Raw genomic sequence first — 20,957 nt, 5'->3', positions numbered from 1 at the left:
CTGCTATCGCACGAAGATTTCGCCGCTCCTAGCGCTTGCGGAACGCGTCCAGCGAACTCAGCGCGTTGCCCTTGAAATCGAACAACGTATTGTTGTCCCACTGATCGCCGGCGCCGACTTTCCATCCCACGTTCGGCGTCGGTATCCACTCGGGTTCCCACCAGAATACGCCCTTGCCGTGGCCGTCAGGGATCGCCTTCACGATATCCGTCACCGCGCCGAGAAACTGCGCCTGGCCGGCAGGCGTCTGCGGGAAAGCCGTCGACCCCGTGTTGGTCATCGCGTTCGGCTCCGAATCACCGTCGCTGGTGGTCCACGGATAAGCGGTCTCGACGACCATCACGTCCTTGCCGTAGCGCGTCGCCAGATCGTTCGCATTGTCTTGCAGATCGCTTAGCGACCCCTGCCATTGCGGGTAATACGACAGGCCGATTACATCGAACGTGACGCCGCGCTGTATCGCGCTGTCGTACCACCAGCGGCTCGTCGCGTTGTTGCCGCCGCTGTCGATATGCAGCATCACCTGGATGCGCTCGTCGACCGATTTGACCGCGTCGTGCCCCGCCTTGAGCAACTGCGCGAGGTTGTCCCACTGATCGTACTTGCCGAGCGGCCACAGCATGCCGCCGGTGATTTCGTTGCCGACCTGAACCCACTCGGGACGCACCCCGTCGCGCTCGAGCATCCTGAGAACATTCGACGTGTATTCCGACAACAGCGCGCAGGTTTGCGCGATGTCCTTGCCCGCCCAGGCATGCGGCGGATACTGCTTGCCCGGATCGGCCCACCAGTCGCTGTAGTGGAAGTCGATCAGCACCCGCATGCCGAGCGCGGCGGCGCGCCGCGCCAGCACGCGCACATGTTCGGCGTTGTTGTAGCCGGCTGCCGGGCTTTGGTCGGCGGGGAAAAAATCCGGATTGCCGGGATCGTTCCAGAGCTTGATGCGGATCGAGTCGACGCCGTGCTTCTTCAGGAGCAGCAGACAGTCGAGCGGCACGCCCTGCTCGTAGAACTTCGCGCCGTTCGCCTCCAGTTCCAGCAGCGTCGAAACGTCCGCGCCCATTGCAAACCGCTTGCCGCGGCCGGCCAATGCCAAATCGGCAGCAAGAGCCGGCGTGCCGACCGTCGCCCCGACGCCGGCCGCGGCCGCGGCGGAAGCGAGCCATCCCAGCATTTCTCTTCGGTTCATCTGTCATCCTCCATGTTGAATGGCGGCTTTTTGGAAGGCCGCCTGTTCGGGGTTGAAGCGCCTGCGATGCCTTGTTTCGACTTGATCCACGTCCGGCCGAATGGCGGTTCAAGCGTCCTGCCACACGCAGACATCGCCGGTTTTCAGCAGCGCATCGCCGAGCACGAATGTGGCGTTGGCCGGCGCGGGCGCTTGCACTTGCTGCGCGCCGAAATTGAACGCGAAAGTCAAACCGCCGCGGCGGCGAATGCGCAAGCCGTCGGCAAGCTGTTGCGTTTCGATGCCGGCCTCGTTCGCCGCCTGCTGCAAGACCGCGCGATGCAACGCATGCGATAGCCACGCCGCCACGTAACGCACCTTGCCGCGCGAAAGAATCGCGGGCCACGCGTCGTCGAATTGCGCGTCGATGCGGGTCTCGCCATTGGCGCGAACATGCTCGCGCCAATGCATCGCCACGCCTTGCGCGTCGCCGATGGAAATCGCGGGCGCAAGCGTCGGACGCAGCGTTTCGACTTCGAGCACCTGCATCGGCAGGATGCTTTGCAATGCGCCAGGCGGCAGGCTTGAAGGAATCGCGAAGGTGGTGGTTTTCGAGCCGCTTCGCGGACCGAAAACCCATTGCGCGCCGCCGCGCTCGATCTGCTCGACGAGCGCAGCGTCGATCACCGCGATACTCGGCACGACCACGAGGCGGTATGACGAAAGATCGGCCTTGCTCGAAACGATATCGACGTCGAGCCCGAGTTCGCGCAGCGACTCGTAGTAGTCGAACACCAGCGTCTGATAATCGAAGCTCTTGCCGTGACGCTGAATCTCGAACATCCATTGCGTCTCGTAGTCGAACACGACGGCAACGGACGCGCGCGCGGGCGCGCCGAGTCCCGTCAATGCCGGTGACTGCGCAATCTCGCGCGCCGCCTGTTGCACTTCCAGACCGCCCGGCGACAGTTCGTTGTTCGGCAGGTTGAGCCCGGAATGCATCTGCTCCTGCGCATACGGGCACTGACGCCAGCGGAAATACGACACCAGCTCCGCGCCATGCGCGAACGCCTCGTAAGCCCAGAGGCGGACCATGCCCTTGGCCGGCACCGGATTCCACGGCGCCCAATTCACCGGTCCCGCTTGCTGCTCCATCACCCAGAAACGTCCGCGACCAATCGCCCGATAGCGGTCGTGATCGAACGCGGAAACATCGGGATGCGCGGTGCGCGCGTAACGCGCCTTCTGCTCTTCCGGCAACGCGATCGATTCGGTGCGCGCGATCGGATAGCTGTCCCACGCGGCCACGTCGAGCGCGTTGTCGTCGGCAAAGCGGTAGTGATCGAAGGTCGTGAAAAAGCCCATGAAGTTATGCAGCAGATCGGCGGCCGGCGCATGCTCGCGCAATACCTCGATCTGTTCGCGATGAAAGCTCGCCACTTCGTCCGACACGAAGCGGCGAAAGTCGAGCAGATGAATCGGATTGGCGTCGGTGGGCGTGAGATTCGGCAAGCCGATTGCGTCGAACGACGGATACTCCATGCTCCAGAACACATTGCCCCACGCGTCGTTCAGCGCGTCAATGCGCTCGTAGCGCTGCCGCAGCCACGCCTGAAAACGCGTCCGTGCCGCGTCGGAATAGCTCGGCACGGTATCGTGGCAACCGAGTTCGTTATCGGTCTGCCACGCGACGATAGACGGATGCCGTCCATAGCGCTCGGCCATTGCCGTGACGATGCGCCGGCACTCGCGGCGATAGATTTCGCTTGAAATGTCGTAGTGGCGGCGCGAGCCGAAATTCCAGCGCGTGCCGTCGGCGCGCACCGGCAACACGTCTGGATGCGCATCCATCAGCCACTTCGGCGGCGACGCGGTCGGCGTGCCCAGCACGAGTTTCAGTCCCGCATTGGCGAGCGTGGCGACGGCTTCATCGAGCCATTCCCACACGAATTCGCCGGCGCGCGGCTCCATCCGGCTCCACGCGAATTCCGCGATCCGCACGTGCGTGATGCCGAGTTCGACCATCCGCTTTGCGTCGTCGGCCCACATCGATCGAGGCCATTGTTCAGGGTAGTAACACACGCCAAGTTGCATGAGAGAGTCTCGTGGGTAGATGAATTCGAACGGGCGCTCAGCCCTTGCTTGCACCAAAAGTCAGGCCGGCGACGAAATGCTTTTGCATCGCGAAGAACATCAGCACCGAAGGCAACGCGGCCAGCACGGAGCCCGCCGCCACCAGATTCCATGCGGTTGTCCATTGCCCCTTGAGCGCCGCGACGCCGACGGTGATCGGCGCGGCCTCGTCGCCTTGCGTGAGACACAGCGCCCAGAAGTAGTCGTTCCAGACGAACGTGAACACCAGAATGCCGAGCGCGGCGAGCGCGGGACGGATCAGCGGCAACACGATGCGCCAGTAGATGGTCCATTCGCTCGCGCCTTCCACGCGCGCGGCCTCGATCATTTCGAACGGCAACTGCTTGATGAAATTGCGCAGGAACAGCGTGCAAAAGCCGGTTTGAAACGACACGTGGAAAATCACCAGCGCCCATACGGTATTGAAGAGCCCGACTTTCAGCGCCATGTCGCGCACGGGAATCATCAGGATCTGGATCGGCACGAAATTGCCGGCGACAAACGCGAACAACACCGCCGTATTGCCGGGAAACCGATAGGTCGCCAGCGCGAAGCCCGCCATCGACGCCAGCACGATCGCGCCGAGCACGGACGGCACGGTGATCAGGACGCTATTGGCGAAGTAATGCAGCATCGGCGTTTGCGTGAGCGCGGTGCCGTAGTTCTCGATCAGCGCGAAGTGCTGGGGCCAGCCCCAGTAATCGCCGCGAGAAAGTTCATCGGAAGAACGGATCGACGTGACCAGCACCGCCAGCATCGGCAGCAGCCACACGAGCAGCGCGATCGGCAGCGACGCTTTGTACAGCGTGCGATTGAGCGGTTTCCAGCGTTCGACGGGAAGCGGATACATGACGCATGACTCCTGGAAATCAACGTTCCTCGCGCAGCATGCGGCGCAGATGGAACACGATGTAGACGAGCATGATGGCGAACAGCACGACGGCAATCGCCGCGGAATAGCCTTCGCGGTAGTACTTGATGGCCTGGTCGTACATGTAATAGGCGAGCACGGTGGAGCTGTCGAACGGACCGCCGCCGCTCATCACGGCAATCAGGTCGAAGCTGCGCAGCGCGCCGATCACGGTCAGCACGACGGCCATGAACGTGGCGGGCCGCAGTTGCGGAAGAATCACATGCCACAGGAGACGCAAGCCCTTCGCGCCCTCCATGCGCGCCGCCTCGACCACTTCGGGGTTGATGCCCGTGAGGCCGGTGAGATACAGCACCATGCAGAACGGCGTCTGCGGCCATAGCGCGGCGAAGATGATGCCGAACGTCGCCGTGTTGGGATCGCCGAGCACCGGAATGCCGTGGCCGACGATCAGGCGCAGCAAGCCGAAGCCGGGGTCGTAGAACCAGCTGAACACGAGACCGACCACCACGCCCGACAGCACGAACGGCGCGAAGAACAGCGACTTCACCACGCGCATGCCGCGCACATGCTGGTTCAGATACAACGCGAACAGCAGACCGAGCGGCGGCGCCAGCAGGAACAGCGCGAGCCAGATCAGGTTGTTCCTGAGCGCCGTATAGAACGTGCCCGCATGAAACAGCTCGATGTAGTTATCGAAGCCCGCGAACGTCTTCGGCGTCATGCCGTCCCAGTGATAGAAGCTGAGCGAGATGCTGCTCACGATCGGGTAAATCACGCACAGGCAAAACAACGCGCAACCCGGCAGCAGGAAGAAAAACGCGGCGCGGTGCTGGTGACGGCGCGTCGTCGAGACGTGACGGTACCGGGCCGCGGGCAGGCGGCTCGCTGCGGAATCAGACATGGATCGGGCCTCGTCGAAAATCGAAGGCGAGCGCCGGCCGTGGCTAGGCCGCCGGCGCTCCGGGACTTACTTCTTGTAGATGCGCTTGCGCGTCGTTTCGAGGCGCGCGAGCAGCGCGTCGAGTTGCGACGGATCGCTGTAGAACTGCTGCATGGCTTTCATGCCTTCGTCGGCCATTTCCTTCTGCATGTCGCGATCGTAGAACTGCGCGATGCCGCCCCTGGTGTTCGCGAGCGTCTGGAAACCGACCTTCGAAATCGGATCGTCCGGTTCGGCGGCCAGGCTGTTCGACGGCAGCGTGCCCCAGCCCTTCGCGAGATCGGCGTTGATCTCCGGCCGCTCCATGAAGGCCAGCAGCCTGCGGGCGTCGGCCTTGTTCCTTGCCTTCGCCGGAATCAGCAGCACGTTGACCGGACCGTCCTCGGCCATCGGCACGTTCGCGTCGATCACGGGAAAGCGGAAGAAACCGGTTTGCGGTTTGAGCGGCGCCGGAATGCTCGCCGAGAAGAACGTGCCCATCAGCATCATCGAGGCCTTGCCGTTCACGAGAAACGGCGCGATCGAATCGAGGTCGTATGAAAGCGCGTTGTCGATGTAGTAGTGATCGTCGATCAGCGTTTTCCACGCGGTGTAGACCTTCTTCACGCGCGCATCGGTGTACGGCACTTCGCCGGCCATCAATTGCTGATGGAAAGCGTTGCCGTTGATGCGCAGGTCGAGATAGTCGAACCATGCGGCCAGTGTCCAGCTATCGCGCGCGGCGACGGCGATCGGCGCAACGCCGCTGGCTTTCAGCTTCTTGCAGGCGTCGAGAAATTCATCCCATGTTTTCGGCTCGCTCCTGATGCCGGCCTTCTCGAACAGATCCTTGCGATAGAAGAAGCCGTAGGCGTCGTAGCCGAGCGGCGCCGCGTACTGCTTGCCCTTATAGGTCGACGCTTCCTTCACCGATGCGTACTGCTGCGACCAGCCGTTCTTGCTCCAGTCGGGCGAGAGATCTTCGAGCAGGCCGCGTTGCGCGTAATACGCCATGCGCTCGCCGTCGTGCCACGACACGACGTCGGGCGGATCGGTGGCGAGCCAGCCGCCCATTTGCACCTTGTACGCTTCCTCGGTGATGTAAGTCACCTTGAGGTCGACGTCGGGATTGGCTTTTTTGAACTTGTCGAACGCGTCCTGCCACGTCGAACGCTGGTTGCCGCGCGCCGATACGTTGACGGTGAGCGTGGCGGCGTCGGCGACGGCATGGCACAGCGAGCCGGCAACCAGCGCGGCTGCAATCGACGCATGGGCAAGACGGCGAAGGCGAAGAGCAATCATCTTTTGTCTCCTTGACTACCTTGTTGGCTGACAGCGAATGGCTGGCAGACGGTGTAACCCGCTCTGTGGCGGAATTCGGTTGGGTGAAGCTCGAGCACGCGTTACGTCGTGACTCACGCGGCCACGCGCTCGGGCTCGAACGTGCTGCGCCGCAAAGCCACGCCGTCCGCGTCGAACAGATGACATGCGGAAGGCGGCACATGAATGCGAATGCGCTCGCCGGATTCGATCGGCGTATCGCCCGGCGCCTTGGCGACGAGCGAGCCGGCCGCGTGATCCGCGTGAATGTAGCTGTGCTCGCCGAGCCGTTCCGACAGCACCGTCACGCATTGAATGAACTGCCCGTCGCCATCGAGCCGCAGATGCTCCGGCCGCACGCCGAGCGTGACCGCCTGGCCGCGCTGCAAGCGTTGGCCGTCGACATGTACGCTCAGGCGCTCGCCGCCTTGAGCGAGCGTGACCGCCACTCTGCCCGGCTCGATCGAGTCGACAACGGCATCCACGAAATTCATGCGCGGCGAGCCGATGAACCCCGCCACGAAGCGCGACTTCGGATGGTGATACAGCTCCAGCGGCGCGCCCGTTTGCGCGATGCTGCCGAAGCGTTCGGCATCGGCGCCCGCGTGCAGCAGCACGATTCTGTCGGCGAGCGTCATGGCTTCGACCTGATCGTGAGTCACGTAGACCACGCTCGCATTCGCGAAGCGTTGATGCAGCCGCGCGATTTCGACACGCGTCTGGCCGCGCAGCGCGGCGTCGAGATTCGATAGCGGTTCGTCGAAGAGGAACACGCCGGGTTCGCGCACGATGGCCCGGCCGATCGCGACACGCTGCCGCTGTCCGCCCGAGAGCGCTTTCGGGTAGCGCTGTAAAAAATCCTCGAGTTGCAGAATGCGCGCGGCTTCGCGCACCTTGCTCTCGATGACCTCTTTCGGTTGCTTCGCGAGCTTCAGGCCGAACGCCATGTTGTCGAACACGGTCATGTGCGGAAACAGCGCGTAGCTCTGGAACACCATTGCCACGCCGCGCTTTGCGGAGGGCACGTCGTTCATCAGGCGCCCGCCGATGTGCAGTTCGCCTTCGCTCAAGTCTTCGAGACCGGCGATCATTCGCAGCAAGGTCGACTTGCCGCAGCCCGAGGGGCCCAGGAAAACGCAGAATTCATGCTGCGCGATGTCGAGGTTCACTCGCCGGATCACCGGCGGATGGTTGCCGTATGACTTCTGCACATTCGTGAGACGGATTGTCGCCATGCTGCCTCCGCGCGGATTTAACCGCTTAAATTTCGTGGAAAAAGAAATCGGCGGGCCTTGTGCGGCAGGCGTTTAATCGCTTAAATTCGAGGGCGGGGAAAGAATTCATGATGGCTCGTCTCCTTGTGTCTTGCTGCGTTTTCGAGAAAGTATCAACCTCGCCCGCCGCTTGCAACATTTGAATCACATTCCCTGAATCTGGGATCAACAAACCATGGTCACCCTGTCCGAAGTGGCGAAGCGCGCGCACGTCACCGCCGCCACCGTTTCCAACGTGCTGCGCAACCGCGAGAAGGTCCGCCCGGAAACCGCCGAACGCGTGCTGAAGGCGATCGCCGATCTCGGCTACCGGCCCAATCTGAACGCGCGCGCGCTGGCCGAGGGCCGTTCGTCGACGCTCGCGTTGATGCTCTCGAACATCTCGAACCCCTTCTACCCCGAGTTCGTGCTGGCCGCCGAGCGCGCGGCGCGCAAAGCCGGCCGCTTCCTGATGGTTTGCAACACCGACGACGACGCCGAGATCGGCCGCGCCTATCTGAACCAGATCGCGGGCACGCTGGCGGACGGCGTGCTCGTCATGAACACGGACATCGAGATCAACGATCTGTGCGCGTCGGCGAGGCATAGCGCGCCGATTCTGCTCGCCATGTGGGAGCATCCGGAGACACCGCCCGCGCTGCCCTGCATCGCCGTGGATTTCGCGCGCGCGGGCGAGCTTGCCGCGCGGCATCTGCTGGAACTGGGGCATCGCGAGATCGGGCTTTTGATCGGCGATGGTTGCGGCGGCTTGCAGGATGCGCGCTCCAACGGCTTTCGCGCGGTGATGCGCGAAGCCGGCATCGAAACCGACGCCGCCGCCGTGCTGCAGATTCGCGATTCGATCGACGCCGGCTACGCCGCCTGCATGCGGTTGATGACGAACCGGCCGCATTTGACCGCCATCTTCGCGACCAACGATCTGCTCGCGATCGGCGCGGCGCAAGCGTTGATCACGCTGGGCCGCGCGGTGCCGGACGACGTGTCTGTGATCGGCATTACCGACATTCAACTCGCGCACCAGGTGCACCCCGCGCTGACCACGGTCGCGATTCAAACCGCGGCGATCGCGGAGTTGGCGATCGAAAGTTTGATCCGGTTGATCGAGACGCCGGAACGGCAGCCGTCGATGGTGCTGGCCGCGCCGCCGGAACTGGTCGTGCGCGCGTCGACGGGGGTGCGGAGGAGGGAATAAGCGGGTTTTCACTGCCGGTGGGAAGGGAGGCGGCCTTGGTAAGTTGTCGGCAACCGATTCTGCTAAAAAGCTCTTATAAGAGGCGTATAAACCCTTCCCGGTCGTATTGTGCTACATTTATGAGGCATTAGGAGTGACCTCATGAATTGCACCCTGCAGATATTCCTGGACAATCGCTGGGTCGACTGCGCACAGATCGAGTTCAACGGTGGCCTTTGCCAGTGGAATTACCTGGTTGAGTACGCCATCGAGCGCGCGGACACCCCGCTATCCCTGGCTGAGCCCGTGGATATGGAAATCCGCGCAGCCCGGACCATGCCCGCCTTCCTCTACGACCTCGTCCCGCAGGGGGCGGGGCGTCGCTTTCTGTTGGGCGAGCTAAAACTCGCGGACGGCCCCGACGCTGATTTTCCGCTGCTTGGCGCGGGCGCGTTCAATCCGATCGGCCGAATCCGCGTCGCCGAGGCCGCCAACTACTTCGAGGCGCACGTGGCGCGGCACCCGGCTGCGCGTGGCCTGCGCGGCCTGACGATCGACGAAGTCGTCGTGCGCAGCGACGAGTTCAAGGAAAAGATGTTCCTGCACGGCATGCTGGGCACCGGCACCACCGGAGTCCAGGGCGCGGCGCCGAAATATCTGCTCACCCGGGACCGCGCGGGCCTGCTGCATGGCGACGCCGTCTTGCCTGACGCCGAAGCCACGCAGCACCTGATCGCGAAACTGCCGCGCGGCAATAGTGCGGCCGATGAAAAAGTCCTGCGCAACGAAGCTGCCTACATGCGGGTGGCTGCCGCGCTCGGTATCCGCACGCACTCGGATTTGCCGACCCTTCACGGCGACGTGCTGCTGGTCCCGCGCTTCGATCGAAGCGCGAGCGACGGGAAAGTTGCGCGCCTCCATCAGGAAAGCGTGGCATCCATTCTGGGGCTGTCCGGCTTCGATCTGCGTCCAAGTCTCTTCGACGTGGTGGCTGCCATCCGCAAGGTCGTGACTGATCCGGCAGCAGAAACGCTCGAATTCATCAAACGGGACGTACTCAATCTGGCGCTGCGCAACACGGACAATCACGCGCGCAATACGGCCGTGCAGTCGGCCGAAGGCAAAGTCCGGCTCACACCCCTGTTCGACTTCGCGCCAATGTACCTCGATCCCGATTTGATACCGCGCGTATTGAGGTGGTATCGGCCGGACACCGGGGTTGAGTTGACGGACTGGGGCGACGTGCTCGCGGCGCTACCTGTACCCGCTCGCGAGCGCCGCATGCTCGCCGAGGCATTGAGCCGCTTTGCCGCGCGGGTCGAACGCCTGCCCGGCATCATGCAAGCGCAGGGCGTCGATCACGACATCATCGAGTTCCTGACGCAGCACATCGATACGCAGGTTCGACAACTCAAAGCCCTTCAACCACCACAAGCTGACCATGCCGCGCCGGAACCGACCTACCCGTGAAGAGCAGAACGCGCTGCGCCGCGCTTTCTACGAAAGGATCGACGCGGGCGACATGACCATTCCCGAGGCCCTTAAAGCGATGCGCGCGATGACCGGTCTCACCCAGGCGGAATTCGCCGCGCACCGGGGCGTGAGCCGCCGGGTGATCCAGGACATCGAGCGCGGGACCGGCAATCCGACCGTCGACTCGCTCAATAGCGTGGCGAAGCTCTTCGGCCTGAGGGTCGGCTTCGTCCCGATCAGGCGAAAGGAACCCGCTGCCCCGACTTCGAGCTAACAGCCATTTCAGCAGCGGGAACACCCCGCAGCATAAAATGCTGCGCCAGCCCCAAAAAAACCTCGCGCACACCGTGAAAGCCCCGGCCAGGCGGTTTCATTGACTGCGCCGCACGCGTAGCATCGATCCATCACCCGACCCAAAATAAGCGGCCGCGCCGCCGCATTGAAGGAGCACTCGCATGTCTCTCGCCTTGACGCGCAACGAACTGATCCGCCCGCTCAACCTGATCGACGGCACATGGACCGGCGCCGCCGACGGCGCCCGCTTCGCCGTCACCAACCCGGCCACCGGCGAGACGATCGCCGAAGTCGCGAACAGCAGCGCGGCGGATGCCCGCGCCGCCACCGACGCCGCCGCCCGCGCGTTCCCCGCATGGCGCGACAAGCTGCCGCGCGAGCGCGCCGAGATCTTGCGCCGCTGGCACGCGCTGATCGTCGCCAATACCGAGGACCTCGCGAAACTCATGTCGACGGAACAAGGCAAGCCGCTCGCGGAGAGCCGCGGCGAAGTGGCATACGGTGCGTCCTACGTCGCGTGGTTCGCCGACGAGGCGACGCGCATCTACGGCGACCTGATTCCGCAGCAGCAGCGCGGCAAGCGCATGAGCGCGGTGAAGGAACCGGTCGGCGTGGTCGCGGCGATCACGCCGTGGAATTTCCCGCTGGCGATGATCGCGCGCAAGATCGCGCCCGCGCTCGCGGCCGGTTGCACCGTGATCGCCAAGCCCGCCGAGGATACGCCGCTCACCGCGCTCGCGTTGGCCGCGCTCGCGCAGGAAGCCGGCTTGCCCAACGGCGTGCTGAACATGCTGTCGGCTTCGCGTGAGAACGGCATCGCGGCGGTCGCCGATTGGCTCGCCGACGCGCGCGTGCGCAAGATCACCTTCACCGGCTCGACGCCGGTCGGCAAGCATCTCGCGCGCGAATCCGCGGCCACGCTGAAAAAGCTGTCGCTCGAATTGGGCGGCAACGCGCCCTTCATCGTATTCGACGACGCCGATCTCGACGCGGCCGTCACGGGCCTGATGGCGGCCAAGTTCCGCAACGGCGGCCAAACCTGCGTGTGCCCGAACCGCGTGTATGTGCAAGCCGGCGTCTATGCGCGTTTCGCCGACCTGCTCGCGACACGCGTCGCCGCCCTGAAGGTCGCGCCGGCCACCGACCCGCAAGCGCAAATCGGTCCGATGATCAACGCCCGCGCGATCGACAAGATCGCGAGCCACGTGGAAGACGCCGTCAAACAAGGGGCAAAAGTACTCACGGGCGGCAAGCGCCTGACCGAACTCGGCCCGAACTACTATGCGCCGACGGTGCTCACGGACACGCGCGACGGCATGCTGGTGTGCTGCGAGGAAACCTTTGGCCCGGTGGCGCCGCTGTTCCGCTTCGACGACGAAGCCGAAGCGATCCGCCTCGCCAACGACACGCCGTTCGGACTCGCCGCCTACTTCTATACGCAGGACGTGCGGCGCATCCACCGCGTGGCCGGCCAGCTCGAAGCGGGCGTGATCGGCATCAACGAGGGCGCGGTGTCGAGCGAAGCGGCGCCGTTCGGCGGCGTGAAGGAATCGGGCTATGGCCGCGAAGGCTCGAAGTACGGCCTGGACGATTACCTGTCGATCAAGTATCTGTGCCAGGGCGGGCTCGATTGATACGCCGCCGTGCTTGCTGAATTCCGCTGCCGCCGACACGCCATCGCACCGTCTGCAACAATGCGCCGAGGCGGCAGCCTCTGATTCGAGCACTACCCTCGCTGCAAAGCTTCCTGATGCGCTTTCACGAGATCGGCCATGCTGTTGAAGCGGAAGTCGATCCTCGGCTGTGAACCGGGGTCCATCGTCGCGCCGAAGCCCTGCTTCGCATGACGTCGATAAATCCAGCACGACGCGAGACCGAATGCGTTCGCCGGTTTATGGTCGTGAAACAGGCTCTCGGCCGTGTGAAGAATCGTCTCTTTCGAGATTCCGCGGTCGCCCAGTTTCTCCAGCATGTACTCGAAATTACGCGGCGACGGCTTGTATGAACCGACGTCTTCGGCCGTGATGATCGCGTCGAACTCCACCTGCAATTTCGCGTTGCTATACGCAAAGCTTTCGTTGTCCACGTTCGACAGGATGACGAGCTTGTAGTGCTTTTTCAAATACCGCAGCGCTTGTGCCGAGTCGCCGAACGCCGGCCAGTTGCGAATGGACTCGCCATAGGCCACGCAGTCCGCGAGCGTGAACGGCACCCGCCATTCTTCCGCGAGACGCTTGTAGACGATCGGCAGCAGTTCCCGATAACGCCGCGCGGGCGTGTACCGCTGTTGCGACGACTCATGTCGCGCGTGAGCTTCGAGCACCTGGTCACGCGTCAGCGGCTGCGCGACGCGTTCGAGCAGCGGCCGCAAGCCCTCGAAAATGCCGGTCTCCCAATCGATCAAGGTGCCGTAGCAATCGAACGTCAGCGTATCGAAGTCGGTCAGTTGCATGCCATTGCCTCAGTGGTTCGCGGATTGAAGCCACAGTGTAGAGGCTTCCAGCCGCGGCCGTTACGGCAATCACGTCTCGTCTCACTGGCCCGGACGCTCGGCGAATCTCAGATCATTGCCACCACTCGTATCGGCCGGCGCGCTCGCCGTGTCGAGCGGAATATCCGGCCGCATGAAGAACGTCGCGACGATCCCCACGGCGAGCAGCCCGAGCGAACCGGCGAACGGCAGCGTCCAACTGCCCGTGCGATCGACCACGAGACCGAACACGATCGGCGTGAAAATGCCCGCCACCGCCGAGCCGGCATTCACCAGCCCGCTCGCCACGCCGACGTGTTTGGGCGTGATATCCATCGGCACGGCCCAGACCGGTCCGATCGTCATTTCGAGGAAGAAGAACGAAAGGCTCATGCACGCCGCCATGACCGGCAAGGATTTCACGACCATCACCGGCGCAAGGAACACCAGCGCGCCGAGGAACGCGCCGATAATCACGTTGCGCCGCGCGGCGACCACGTTGCGCGTGCGCTTCAGCACGCGATCGCTGAGCACGCCGCCCGCCGTATTGCCGACCACGCCGGACAGAAACACGCCGGCCGAAAACATCGCGGAGCTTTTCAGATCGAGCCCGCGCCCGTGCATGAAGAAGGTCGGCAGCCACGTGAAGAAGAGCCAGCCGGTCCAGCCATAGCAGAAGTACACGAGCATGGTCGGCCCGATGCGTTTGATGAGACGCCGCCACGGCGTCGGCTCACTCGTTTTTTCGATGGCGACCTTGCCCGCGGGCGGCAATTCCGCTTCTTCCTGCGCCGTCATATGCCGATGCTTGCGCGGATTGTCGGTGAAATACCATGCGTAGACCAGCACCCATGCCAGCGTCAATGCGCCGACCACGAAGAACGACGCGCGCCACGACGAGAACGCGACGAGCAAGGCGACAAACGGCGGCGTAATGGCGTTGCCGAGCCGCGAAAAAGAATGGGTGAGACCTTGCACGAAGCCGCGCTTGCTGGACGGAAACCAGTTGGTCAGGGCACGCGCCTGCGCGGGCAAGGCCGCGCCTTCGCCGACGCCGAGCAACATGCGCGCGCAGAACAGCGACACGACGCCGCCCGCCAGCCCCGTGGCGACGGTGGCGACGATCCAGATGCTCGCGCAGACGACCAGCGTCAGCTTCGCGCCGAAGCGGTCGCTGACCCAGCCGCCGATCACCTGACAGATTGCATACGTGTAGGCAAACGCCGCGAAGACGAGGCCCACGTTGGTATTGCTCAGATGCAGATCATCGCGGATCAGGCCCGCGGCCGCCGAGAGATTGACGCGATCGAGATACATGATGAACGACATCCCGCACATGATCGCGAGAATCGCTCGACTGACTCTGGGTCGATGAAACATTGTCTCCTCCGTTTTTTTTTCACGACGCCGCGTATGGCGCGTGCCGGCAGGCTTGATGCGTTCGAGCCGGTATGCGCCCAGTTTTGTGGGACATTAGGTGAGCGCCGGATGGTTGACCAATGAATTGTTTCGATACCGCGATCACCCGCGGTTATCGCGCGCGCCTCGTGGCGACGATGAGGAGTTCGTCGTGCAGGTGCCGATCGAACTTGTGCTTGCCGTAGCGGGCGGTGGAAAGACACGCGCCGTCCCGCCAGCACGTTACTTCCGGCTCGTTTTCATGCGTTGTGCGGCACCTCGATGCCCTCCCGTCAATGACTGATTGCGCCTGGCATACTCAGTCTTTTAAGAGGCTGTCCTGGTTAAAAATGCCCTGCGCCGCGCGCGAACCGGCTCGGCGGTCAAGGCAAAACCGGGTGCTCGGCCACCGGCAGCGTAAATCCGAACACCGTCCCCGTCGGCTCGCCCGGCGTGGCGGTCAATGTGCCGCCATGCGCCTCGATGATCGACTTGCAGATCGCGAGCCCCATCCCCATGCCGGTTTCCTTCGTCGTAAAGAACGCGTCGAAAATGCGCGGCGCGATCTCGGCGCTGATGCCGCAGCCGTTGTCCTGCACCGACACCGTCACCGAACCCTGGCCGTTGACCGCCGTGGCGACGCTCAGCAAGCGCTGCCGCGCGTCGAGATGGCTCATCGCATCCGCGGCGTTCATGACGAGGTTGAACAGCACCTGCTGCAATTGCACGCGATCGGCCAGCACCGCGCAGCGCGACGCCAGATCGAGCCTGACGTTCACGCCCTTCTGCTCGATTTCGGCGGCCGCCAGCGCGAACACCTCGCGCACCACGCTGTCGACGAAGGTCGGCACCGGGCTCGGCTTCGCTTCCTTGGCGAGCGATTGCAGCGAGCGGATGATGTCGCCGGCGCGCTTGCCGTCCTTGACGATATCGCGCAAGCCGGCCAGCGCCTCGTGCATGTCGGGCTCCGGGCGGTTCAGCCAGCGCACGCCCGCGCTCGCGTTCGAGACGATGGACGCGAGCGGCTGATTGATCTCATGCGCGATCGAAGCCGCTAGCTCGCCCATCGTGGTCGCGCGCGAGGCGCGCGCCAGTTCGATCTTGGCGTTTTGCAGCGCGAGTTCGGTCATGTGACGCTCGGTGTAATCCGTCACCACGCCGACGAAGTTGCTCACGCCCGAAGGCTCGCCGAGCGCTTCCAGGTGCCGGACCGCGCCGCCGGGCACGCGCACGCGGAATTTCATGCGGAACGGCGTGCGCTCGCGCGTGGCGCGCTCCACCGCTTCGCGGTATGCGTCCACGTCCTCGGGATGAATGCGTTCGATGATCGCCTCGTCGCTCGGGCTGCCCCTCTCCATCGGCCAGCCGAACACGTTGTAAAGCTCATCGGACCAGTAGCGTTCGCCGCTCAGACTGTTCCAGATGTAGCTGCCCGACCGGCCGATCTTCTGCCCCAGCGCAAGCGCCTCCTCGCTCATTCGCAACGCCGACTCGGTCTGCTTTCTCCGCTTGTTTTCCTCGACGAGTTCCGCATAGAGGCGCGCCGTCTCCAGCGAAATCGCCGCCTGTGACGCCAGCAATTCGAGCACCGACGTGCGGCTCGCGGTGAAAACGCCGGCCGTCAGGTTGTTCTCCAGATACAACGCGCCGATCGCGTTGCCCTGCTTGACGAGCGGCAGGCACAGCACCGAACGCACGGACCGTTCCGCAAGCGACGTATCGAACGAAAAGCGCGCATCGCGCCGCGCGTCTTCCACCACCACGGGCTTGCGCGTGCGCAGCGCCGTATAGAACACCGACAGCGGAATGTACGAGCCCTCGGCGCGTTCGCCGGATAGCGTGACCTGAACGCCGCCCGGCTCCTCCTGCCCATGCGCCTCGATAACCGGCACATCGTCCTTCAGCAGCATCAGCGCGCCGCGCTGCGCGCCCGCGTGGACGATCGCCAACGTCACGAGCGTTCTGACGAGCTTGTCGAGCACGATCTCCTCGGACAAGGCCTGCGACGATTTGAGCGCGGACACCAGATCGAACTGCTCCTGCGCGTCGGCGATTTCGACCGCGGCGCGCGCCGCGCCAGGCCGCTCGAACGCATGATGCAGCGGACGTTCGGCGCGTTCGAGCTGCTCGACCTTGAGAAGCGCGCCCCAGCGGGTATAGCCCTCGATCGCGCAGCGGTGATGATGGCGCGCCGCGGTGAAAAGCCCGTTCGACTTGCAGCACAGCGACGCGAGTTCATGAGCGAGCGCGTGGCTGTGCGTGAAGCCGTTCTCCGCCGCCGCGCCGGCCGCCTGCTCGTAGAAGGCCAGTGCCTCGAGCGGCGAGCCCTTGAGCCGCGCGACCTCGGCCTCGACGATCAGCAGCTTGTCCTTGAAGGTGGCCGGATTGATTCGCGCCCAGTGCCTCAGCTTCGCCAGATGCGGCTCGATCTTCTCGACGGCCTCGTCGTGATCGGCGCAGGTTTTCGCAAGGTTGAGGGCTTGATAAAAGTGATAGTCCAGCAGATGAATATGCGCGGGCGTCGCCCACTTCAACTCGCCGGCCACGCTCAGGCAATACGCCGCGTTGTGATGGTCGCCGTGGAAATAGCAGGAGACGCCCTTGAACAGCCAGATCCAGAAACGCAGGGTGGTCATCTGCGTGTCGAGCAGCGCGGGGTCGAAGGTCATTCGCCCATCGACCACCATGCCGAAATTGCCCGGCAGGCCAGGCCCGCCGCTCAGGCTATGCACGAAGCGTTTTTGCAGTTCGAGAATGTGCTCGACGTCCTTGAAGCGCACGCGCCGCGCGAACGAAAGACCCACGTCGATTTCCTTGTCGACCTGATCCAACGGCACGCCCTGGGTCAGCAGGTCCGACACGATGTGATTGCACGCGTAGCAGCTCATCGTCAGATCGCCGCTCGGACGCGCCGATTCGAACGCGCCGCGCGCGCATTCCAGCACGTAGGGCAGCGGCTGCGTCCATACGCTCACCTGGTCGAGCGCAACGAGCGTGCTGGTCACCGCCGACTGGTAGCCGCGTTGCTCGGTCAGCCTGCGGCCGAGCCGCGAATATTCGAAGCCTTCCTCGTAGCGGCCGAAGAACTCGGCCACATAGACGCCGAACCAGGCGAAACAATGCGCCGACGCCGCCGTGACGCCATGATCGATCGTCAACTGCGCCATGTGGCACAGGTGCAGGAAACCGAGCCGTTCGTTCACGAACGAGGCCGGCGCATAGACGCTCGCCAGCAGATTCAGTTCCGATTCGATCGCCTCGTTTTGCAAGGCCGGCAATTCGGCCAGCGAGGCGATGCTGCGCGTGCGCAGCGATTCGTTCAGGCGGTTATACGCGGCGTCGACATCCGCCGCTTCGGGATAACGCGGCATGTCGCGGCCGAATAGCTTGATGCCTTCCAGCGCCGTCTCGATCGCGGCCTCGTAGTCCGACAGATGCTGCTGCATGTCGACCTTGAGCTTGTACACCGAGGCGCGCGCGATCACCGGCAAGTCCTGGCGCAGCAGCGTCTCGATCCGCGCGCCCGCCGCTTCGAAGTCGGCATTCAAGATATGACACTGCACGCGCAACAGGCCGACCTCGAAGCCGAGCGAGCGCGAATAGTCGTCGCCGCTCGCGTCGAGCAGATTTTGCGCGACGTCCAGGTAGTTCAGCGCCGATTGAATCGCGATCGCTTCCTTCGCGTGGCGGGCCGCTTGCAGACAGATCTTGCTGAACACGCGCGTTTCGTCGGCATCGAGCGAATGAAACGCGCCGGCCGCCTGCGCCAGTTGAATGTGATGCGCGATTTCAAAGGCCGACTTGCGGACCTCGCGCACGTTGAACTCCTCGAACAGCACGCGTGCGATGCGCGCGTGTTCGGCCGCGCGGTCGCGCACATCGGTCAGCGCATACGCCGCTTCCTGCACGCGGTCATGCGCGAAGGCGAAGCCGGTTCTGTCCGACAGCACGAGCCCCGCTTCGACGGCGGGACGCAGGCGCCGCTCCAGTTCGGCATCGGCGTCACGGTCGATCCGCAACAGCGTGGTCTTGTCCACCCGCCGCCCCATGAACGCCAGCAGCCGCAGAACGGCCTGCGCGTCGGCGGGCAAGCGGGCCACGCGCGTGACCATCAGATCGACCACGTTGTCGGAATACTGATGCTCGCGGATGCGTTCGAGCTCCCACGTCCAGCGGCCCACGATCCCGTCGTAGCGGATCAGCTGATTGTCGGCCAAGGCCAGCAGCAGTTGCTTGACGAAGAACGGATTGCCGCCTGTCTTGTCGTGAACCACCTGCGCGAGCGCCGAGACCTGCGCGGGCGCGCAATGCAGCGCGTCGGCCAGCAACGCGGCGACGTTGGCGGGGTCGAGCGGCGCGACCGCGAGCCGCGTGACGCGTGCCGCGCCGCCCGGCAGCGCGTCGAGGAAAGCCTTGAACTTCGGCGAACGCTCGACCTCGTTGTCGCGATACGCGCAGATCAGCAGCACATGCCTGATCTCCGGATTCGTGACGAAGCCCGCGATGAAATTCAACGTGGCGTCGTCGAACCAGTGAACGTCGTCGAAGAACAGGATCAACGGATGCTGCGCGGTGGCGAACACGGAAATGAGCCGCGTGAGCAGCGCCCGGAAACGAAGCTGCGCCTCCACCGGCGGCAGATCCGGCACGTCCGGCTGCGCGCCCAGCACCAGTTCGAGTTCGGGAATGAAACTGGCGAGCAGTTTGCCCTGCCATTGCAGCGCCTCGCGCAGCACGTTGCGCCAGCGTTGCAGATCGGCTTCGGCTTCGCCGAGAATGCGCTGGAACAGCGAGCGCACGGCCTGCATCAACGGCGCGTAGGGCGCGTTCTGTCCGTATTGTTCGAGCTTGCCCGAAGCGAACAGCGTGGGCGACTGAGCCGTGGCGCGGTGCGCGCTTCGCACCAGTTCCGATTTGCCCGCGCCCGAATAGCCGGACACGAGGATCAGTTCGGGGCTGCCTTGCCGCGCATTGCGCCGGAACGCCTCCAGCAGCGTGTCGTGTTCGTTCGCCCTTCCGAACAGACGATGCGTGACCGCAAGGTGCCTCACGTTGTCCTCGGCCGCAGGTTCGAACGGCACGATGTGCTGCATTTCGTTCCAGTCCGCGAGACAGCGGCGTAAATCCGCTTCGAGACTCGACGCGCTCTGATACCGCTCGTCGGGATTCTTGGCGAGCAGCTTCAGAATGATCGCGCCGAGCACCTCGGGAATCGCGTGGCGAAATTGCAGCGGGTTCGCGGGCTGACGCGCGACGTGGTTATAGACCCACTCCACCGCGTCGTTCGCTTCGAATGGCAGCCGCCCCGTGAGCAGTTCGTAGAGCGTCACGCCGAGCGAATAGAGATCGCTGCGCTCGTCCGCGTGACGCTCGGCGCGGCGCGCCTGTTCCGGCGACATGTAGGCGAGCGTGCCGTATAGCGTGTCGTGCGCTTCCGTGGCCGGCTCACCGGCGGCGCTGGACGCGTCGCGCACGCCCAGCAGCCGCACCGTGCCGTCCGCGCCTTCCAGCAGATTCGCCGGCTTGAGGTCGCGATGCAGCACGCCGCGCGAATGCGCATGCCGCAACGCGCGGGCCGCGCCCACCGACAGTCGCAGGAAACGGCCCGGCGCGATGGTTCCGTCCGCCGCGAGGTGAATCAGCGCGCCGCCGCCATCCTCGCACACGAGAACCGGGCCCTCGGCTAGCCGCAAGAGCGCGACGGGCCGCACGGCCCACGTCGATTCGAGCCTGGAGGCGGCGGCGAACTCCTGCTGCAAACGGCGGAAAACGGCTTCCGACGGAACGTCGGTGGCCGCCGCGATCAGCCACGACTGCAATCCGTCAGACGACCTCGCGCGATACCGCACGATGTTGCCGTCGATCAGCAGCGGTTCGAGCAGGAGTTGGTCGAACCACGCCTGATCGAAGTGGATGACGACGGCGGATTCGCCGGGACCGGGGCCGGAGCCGGAGCCGGCGCTCTCGATGGTCGCGTCCGTGCTCAATTCGCCGCCCCTTTGCGTCCGATCGCAAGCTCGATCGAATCGAGCAGCATTTCTTCCGCAAAGGGCTTGCGCAGAAAGCCGACCGCGCCCTGCCGCATGGCGCGCTGCACGGTGTCATCGTCGCCGTGCGCCGACATGAACACGATGGGAACCCGCCGATGCTCCGCGTTCAGTCGACGCTGCACGTCGAGCCCCTGCATGCCCTGCATCCGCACGTCGAGCAACACGCACAACGCATCGTCGACGACGGGCGAGGCAAGGAAGTCCTCGCCCGATGAAAAGGATACGGTCGTATAGCCCACGGCCTTCAGGAGATTCCCGAGACCGCTCCGTACCGAGGCGTCATCGTCGACGATGCAAACAAAACTCATGGCTGCCTGGACTCCACGGGCGCGCGAGGCGCGCCCACATCATGCGTGTAGATCATATTCGGCGCGATTGCCGCGGCGGCCGGGGTTCGGCGCGGGTTCGCCGAG

The 20,957-nt window shown here is 64.2% G+C and carries 14 protein-coding genes; 4 read left to right on the top strand and 10 right to left on the bottom strand.

Translation table 11 applies throughout. From position 1 onward, the window contains the following. Positions 1–28: 28 nt before the first annotated feature. The 6 genes from ACTJLC_RS08890 to ACTJLC_RS08865 all read right to left on the bottom strand — a co-directional run bounded on the left by ACTJLC_RS08890 (position 29) and on the right by ACTJLC_RS08865 (position 7,649). Positions 29–1,189, bottom strand: coding sequence for a glycoside hydrolase family 53 protein (locus ACTJLC_RS08890; RefSeq protein ID WP_310313759.1), 1,161 nt, complete (start codon positions 1,187–1,189; stop codon positions 29–31). A gap of 108 nt (positions 1,190–1,297) precedes the next feature. Beyond that, a complete protein-coding gene (locus ACTJLC_RS08885) occupies positions 1,298–3,262 on the bottom strand; it encodes a beta-galactosidase (protein ID WP_310128451.1) in 1,965 nt (654 codons plus the stop codon). Positions 3,263–3,299: 37 nt separating this feature from the next. After that, positions 3,300–4,151, bottom strand: a complete 852-nt coding sequence (locus ACTJLC_RS08880) for a carbohydrate ABC transporter permease (protein WP_073428556.1) — start codon at positions 4,149–4,151, stop codon at positions 3,300–3,302. Positions 4,152–4,170: 19 nt separating this feature from the next. Continuing rightward, positions 4,171–5,076, bottom strand: coding sequence for a carbohydrate ABC transporter permease (locus ACTJLC_RS08875; protein ID WP_310128453.1), 906 nt, complete (start codon positions 5,074–5,076; stop codon positions 4,171–4,173). Positions 5,077–5,142: 66 nt separating this feature from the next. Beyond that, a complete protein-coding gene (locus ACTJLC_RS08870) occupies positions 5,143–6,396 on the bottom strand; it encodes an ABC transporter substrate-binding protein (RefSeq protein WP_310128455.1) in 1,254 nt (417 codons plus the stop codon). A gap of 113 nt (positions 6,397–6,509) precedes the next feature. Further along, positions 6,510–7,649, bottom strand: a complete 1,140-nt coding sequence (locus tag ACTJLC_RS08865; RefSeq protein WP_310128457.1) for an ABC transporter ATP-binding protein — start codon at positions 7,647–7,649, stop codon at positions 6,510–6,512. A gap of 214 nt (positions 7,650–7,863) precedes the next feature. Here ACTJLC_RS08865 and ACTJLC_RS08860 point away from each other — a divergent pair, with 214 nt between their 5' ends. The 4 genes from ACTJLC_RS08860 to ACTJLC_RS08845 all read left to right on the top strand — a co-directional run bounded on the left by ACTJLC_RS08860 (position 7,864) and on the right by ACTJLC_RS08845 (position 12,260). Further along, complete coding sequence (locus tag ACTJLC_RS08860) at positions 7,864–8,880, top strand: LacI family DNA-binding transcriptional regulator (RefSeq protein WP_310313756.1); 1,017 nt, start codon at positions 7,864–7,866, stop codon at positions 8,878–8,880. Between the two features lie 141 nt (positions 8,881–9,021). Further along, positions 9,022–10,329 carry a type II toxin-antitoxin system HipA family toxin gene (locus tag ACTJLC_RS08855; RefSeq protein WP_310128461.1) on the top strand — a complete coding sequence of 436 codons (1,308 nt, stop codon included), beginning with the start codon at positions 9,022–9,024 and terminating at the stop codon, positions 10,327–10,329. Further along, positions 10,301–10,606 carry a helix-turn-helix domain-containing protein gene (locus tag ACTJLC_RS08850; RefSeq protein ID WP_114164211.1) on the top strand — a complete coding sequence of 102 codons (306 nt, stop codon included), beginning with the start codon at positions 10,301–10,303 and terminating at the stop codon, positions 10,604–10,606. Before ACTJLC_RS08855 ends, ACTJLC_RS08850 begins: the two co-directional genes overlap by 29 nt. A gap of 181 nt (positions 10,607–10,787) precedes the next feature. Continuing rightward, a complete protein-coding gene (locus ACTJLC_RS08845; protein ID WP_114164210.1) occupies positions 10,788–12,260 on the top strand; it encodes an NAD-dependent succinate-semialdehyde dehydrogenase in 1,473 nt (490 codons plus the stop codon). Between the two features lie 92 nt (positions 12,261–12,352). On the opposite strand, the gene ACTJLC_RS08840 is transcribed toward ACTJLC_RS08845, so the two are convergent. The 4 genes from ACTJLC_RS08840 to ACTJLC_RS08825 all read right to left on the bottom strand — a co-directional run bounded on the left by ACTJLC_RS08840 (position 12,353) and on the right by ACTJLC_RS08825 (position 20,852). Beyond that, positions 12,353–13,078: a haloacid dehalogenase type II gene (locus ACTJLC_RS08840; protein WP_310128464.1), complete on the bottom strand. Its 726-nt coding sequence runs from the start codon at positions 13,076–13,078 to the stop codon at positions 12,353–12,355. An 81-nt stretch (positions 13,079–13,159) separates the two neighbouring features. Next, positions 13,160–14,476 carry an MFS transporter gene (locus ACTJLC_RS08835; protein ID WP_310128465.1) on the bottom strand — a complete coding sequence of 439 codons (1,317 nt, stop codon included), beginning with the start codon at positions 14,474–14,476 and terminating at the stop codon, positions 13,160–13,162. A 401-nt stretch (positions 14,477–14,877) separates the two neighbouring features. Continuing rightward, the gene (locus tag ACTJLC_RS08830; RefSeq protein ID WP_310313753.1) at positions 14,878–20,481 is read right to left on the bottom strand and encodes an ATP-binding sensor histidine kinase; all 5,604 of its coding nucleotides are present in this window, start codon (positions 20,479–20,481) and stop codon (positions 14,878–14,880) included. After that, positions 20,478–20,852 carry a response regulator transcription factor gene (locus ACTJLC_RS08825; protein ID WP_073432282.1) on the bottom strand — a complete coding sequence of 125 codons (375 nt, stop codon included), beginning with the start codon at positions 20,850–20,852 and terminating at the stop codon, positions 20,478–20,480. Before ACTJLC_RS08825 ends, ACTJLC_RS08830 begins: the two co-directional genes overlap by 4 nt. Positions 20,853–20,957 lie beyond the last annotated feature (105 nt).

Origin of the sequence: Paraburkholderia sp. 22099 (genome assembly GCF_052045835.1) — a bacterium.
Lineage (GTDB): Bacteria > Pseudomonadota > Gammaproteobacteria > Burkholderiales > Burkholderiaceae > Paraburkholderia > Paraburkholderia terricola.
Note: the sequence above shows the minus strand (reverse complement) of the source record. Positions and strands in the feature narration are given on the sequence as shown.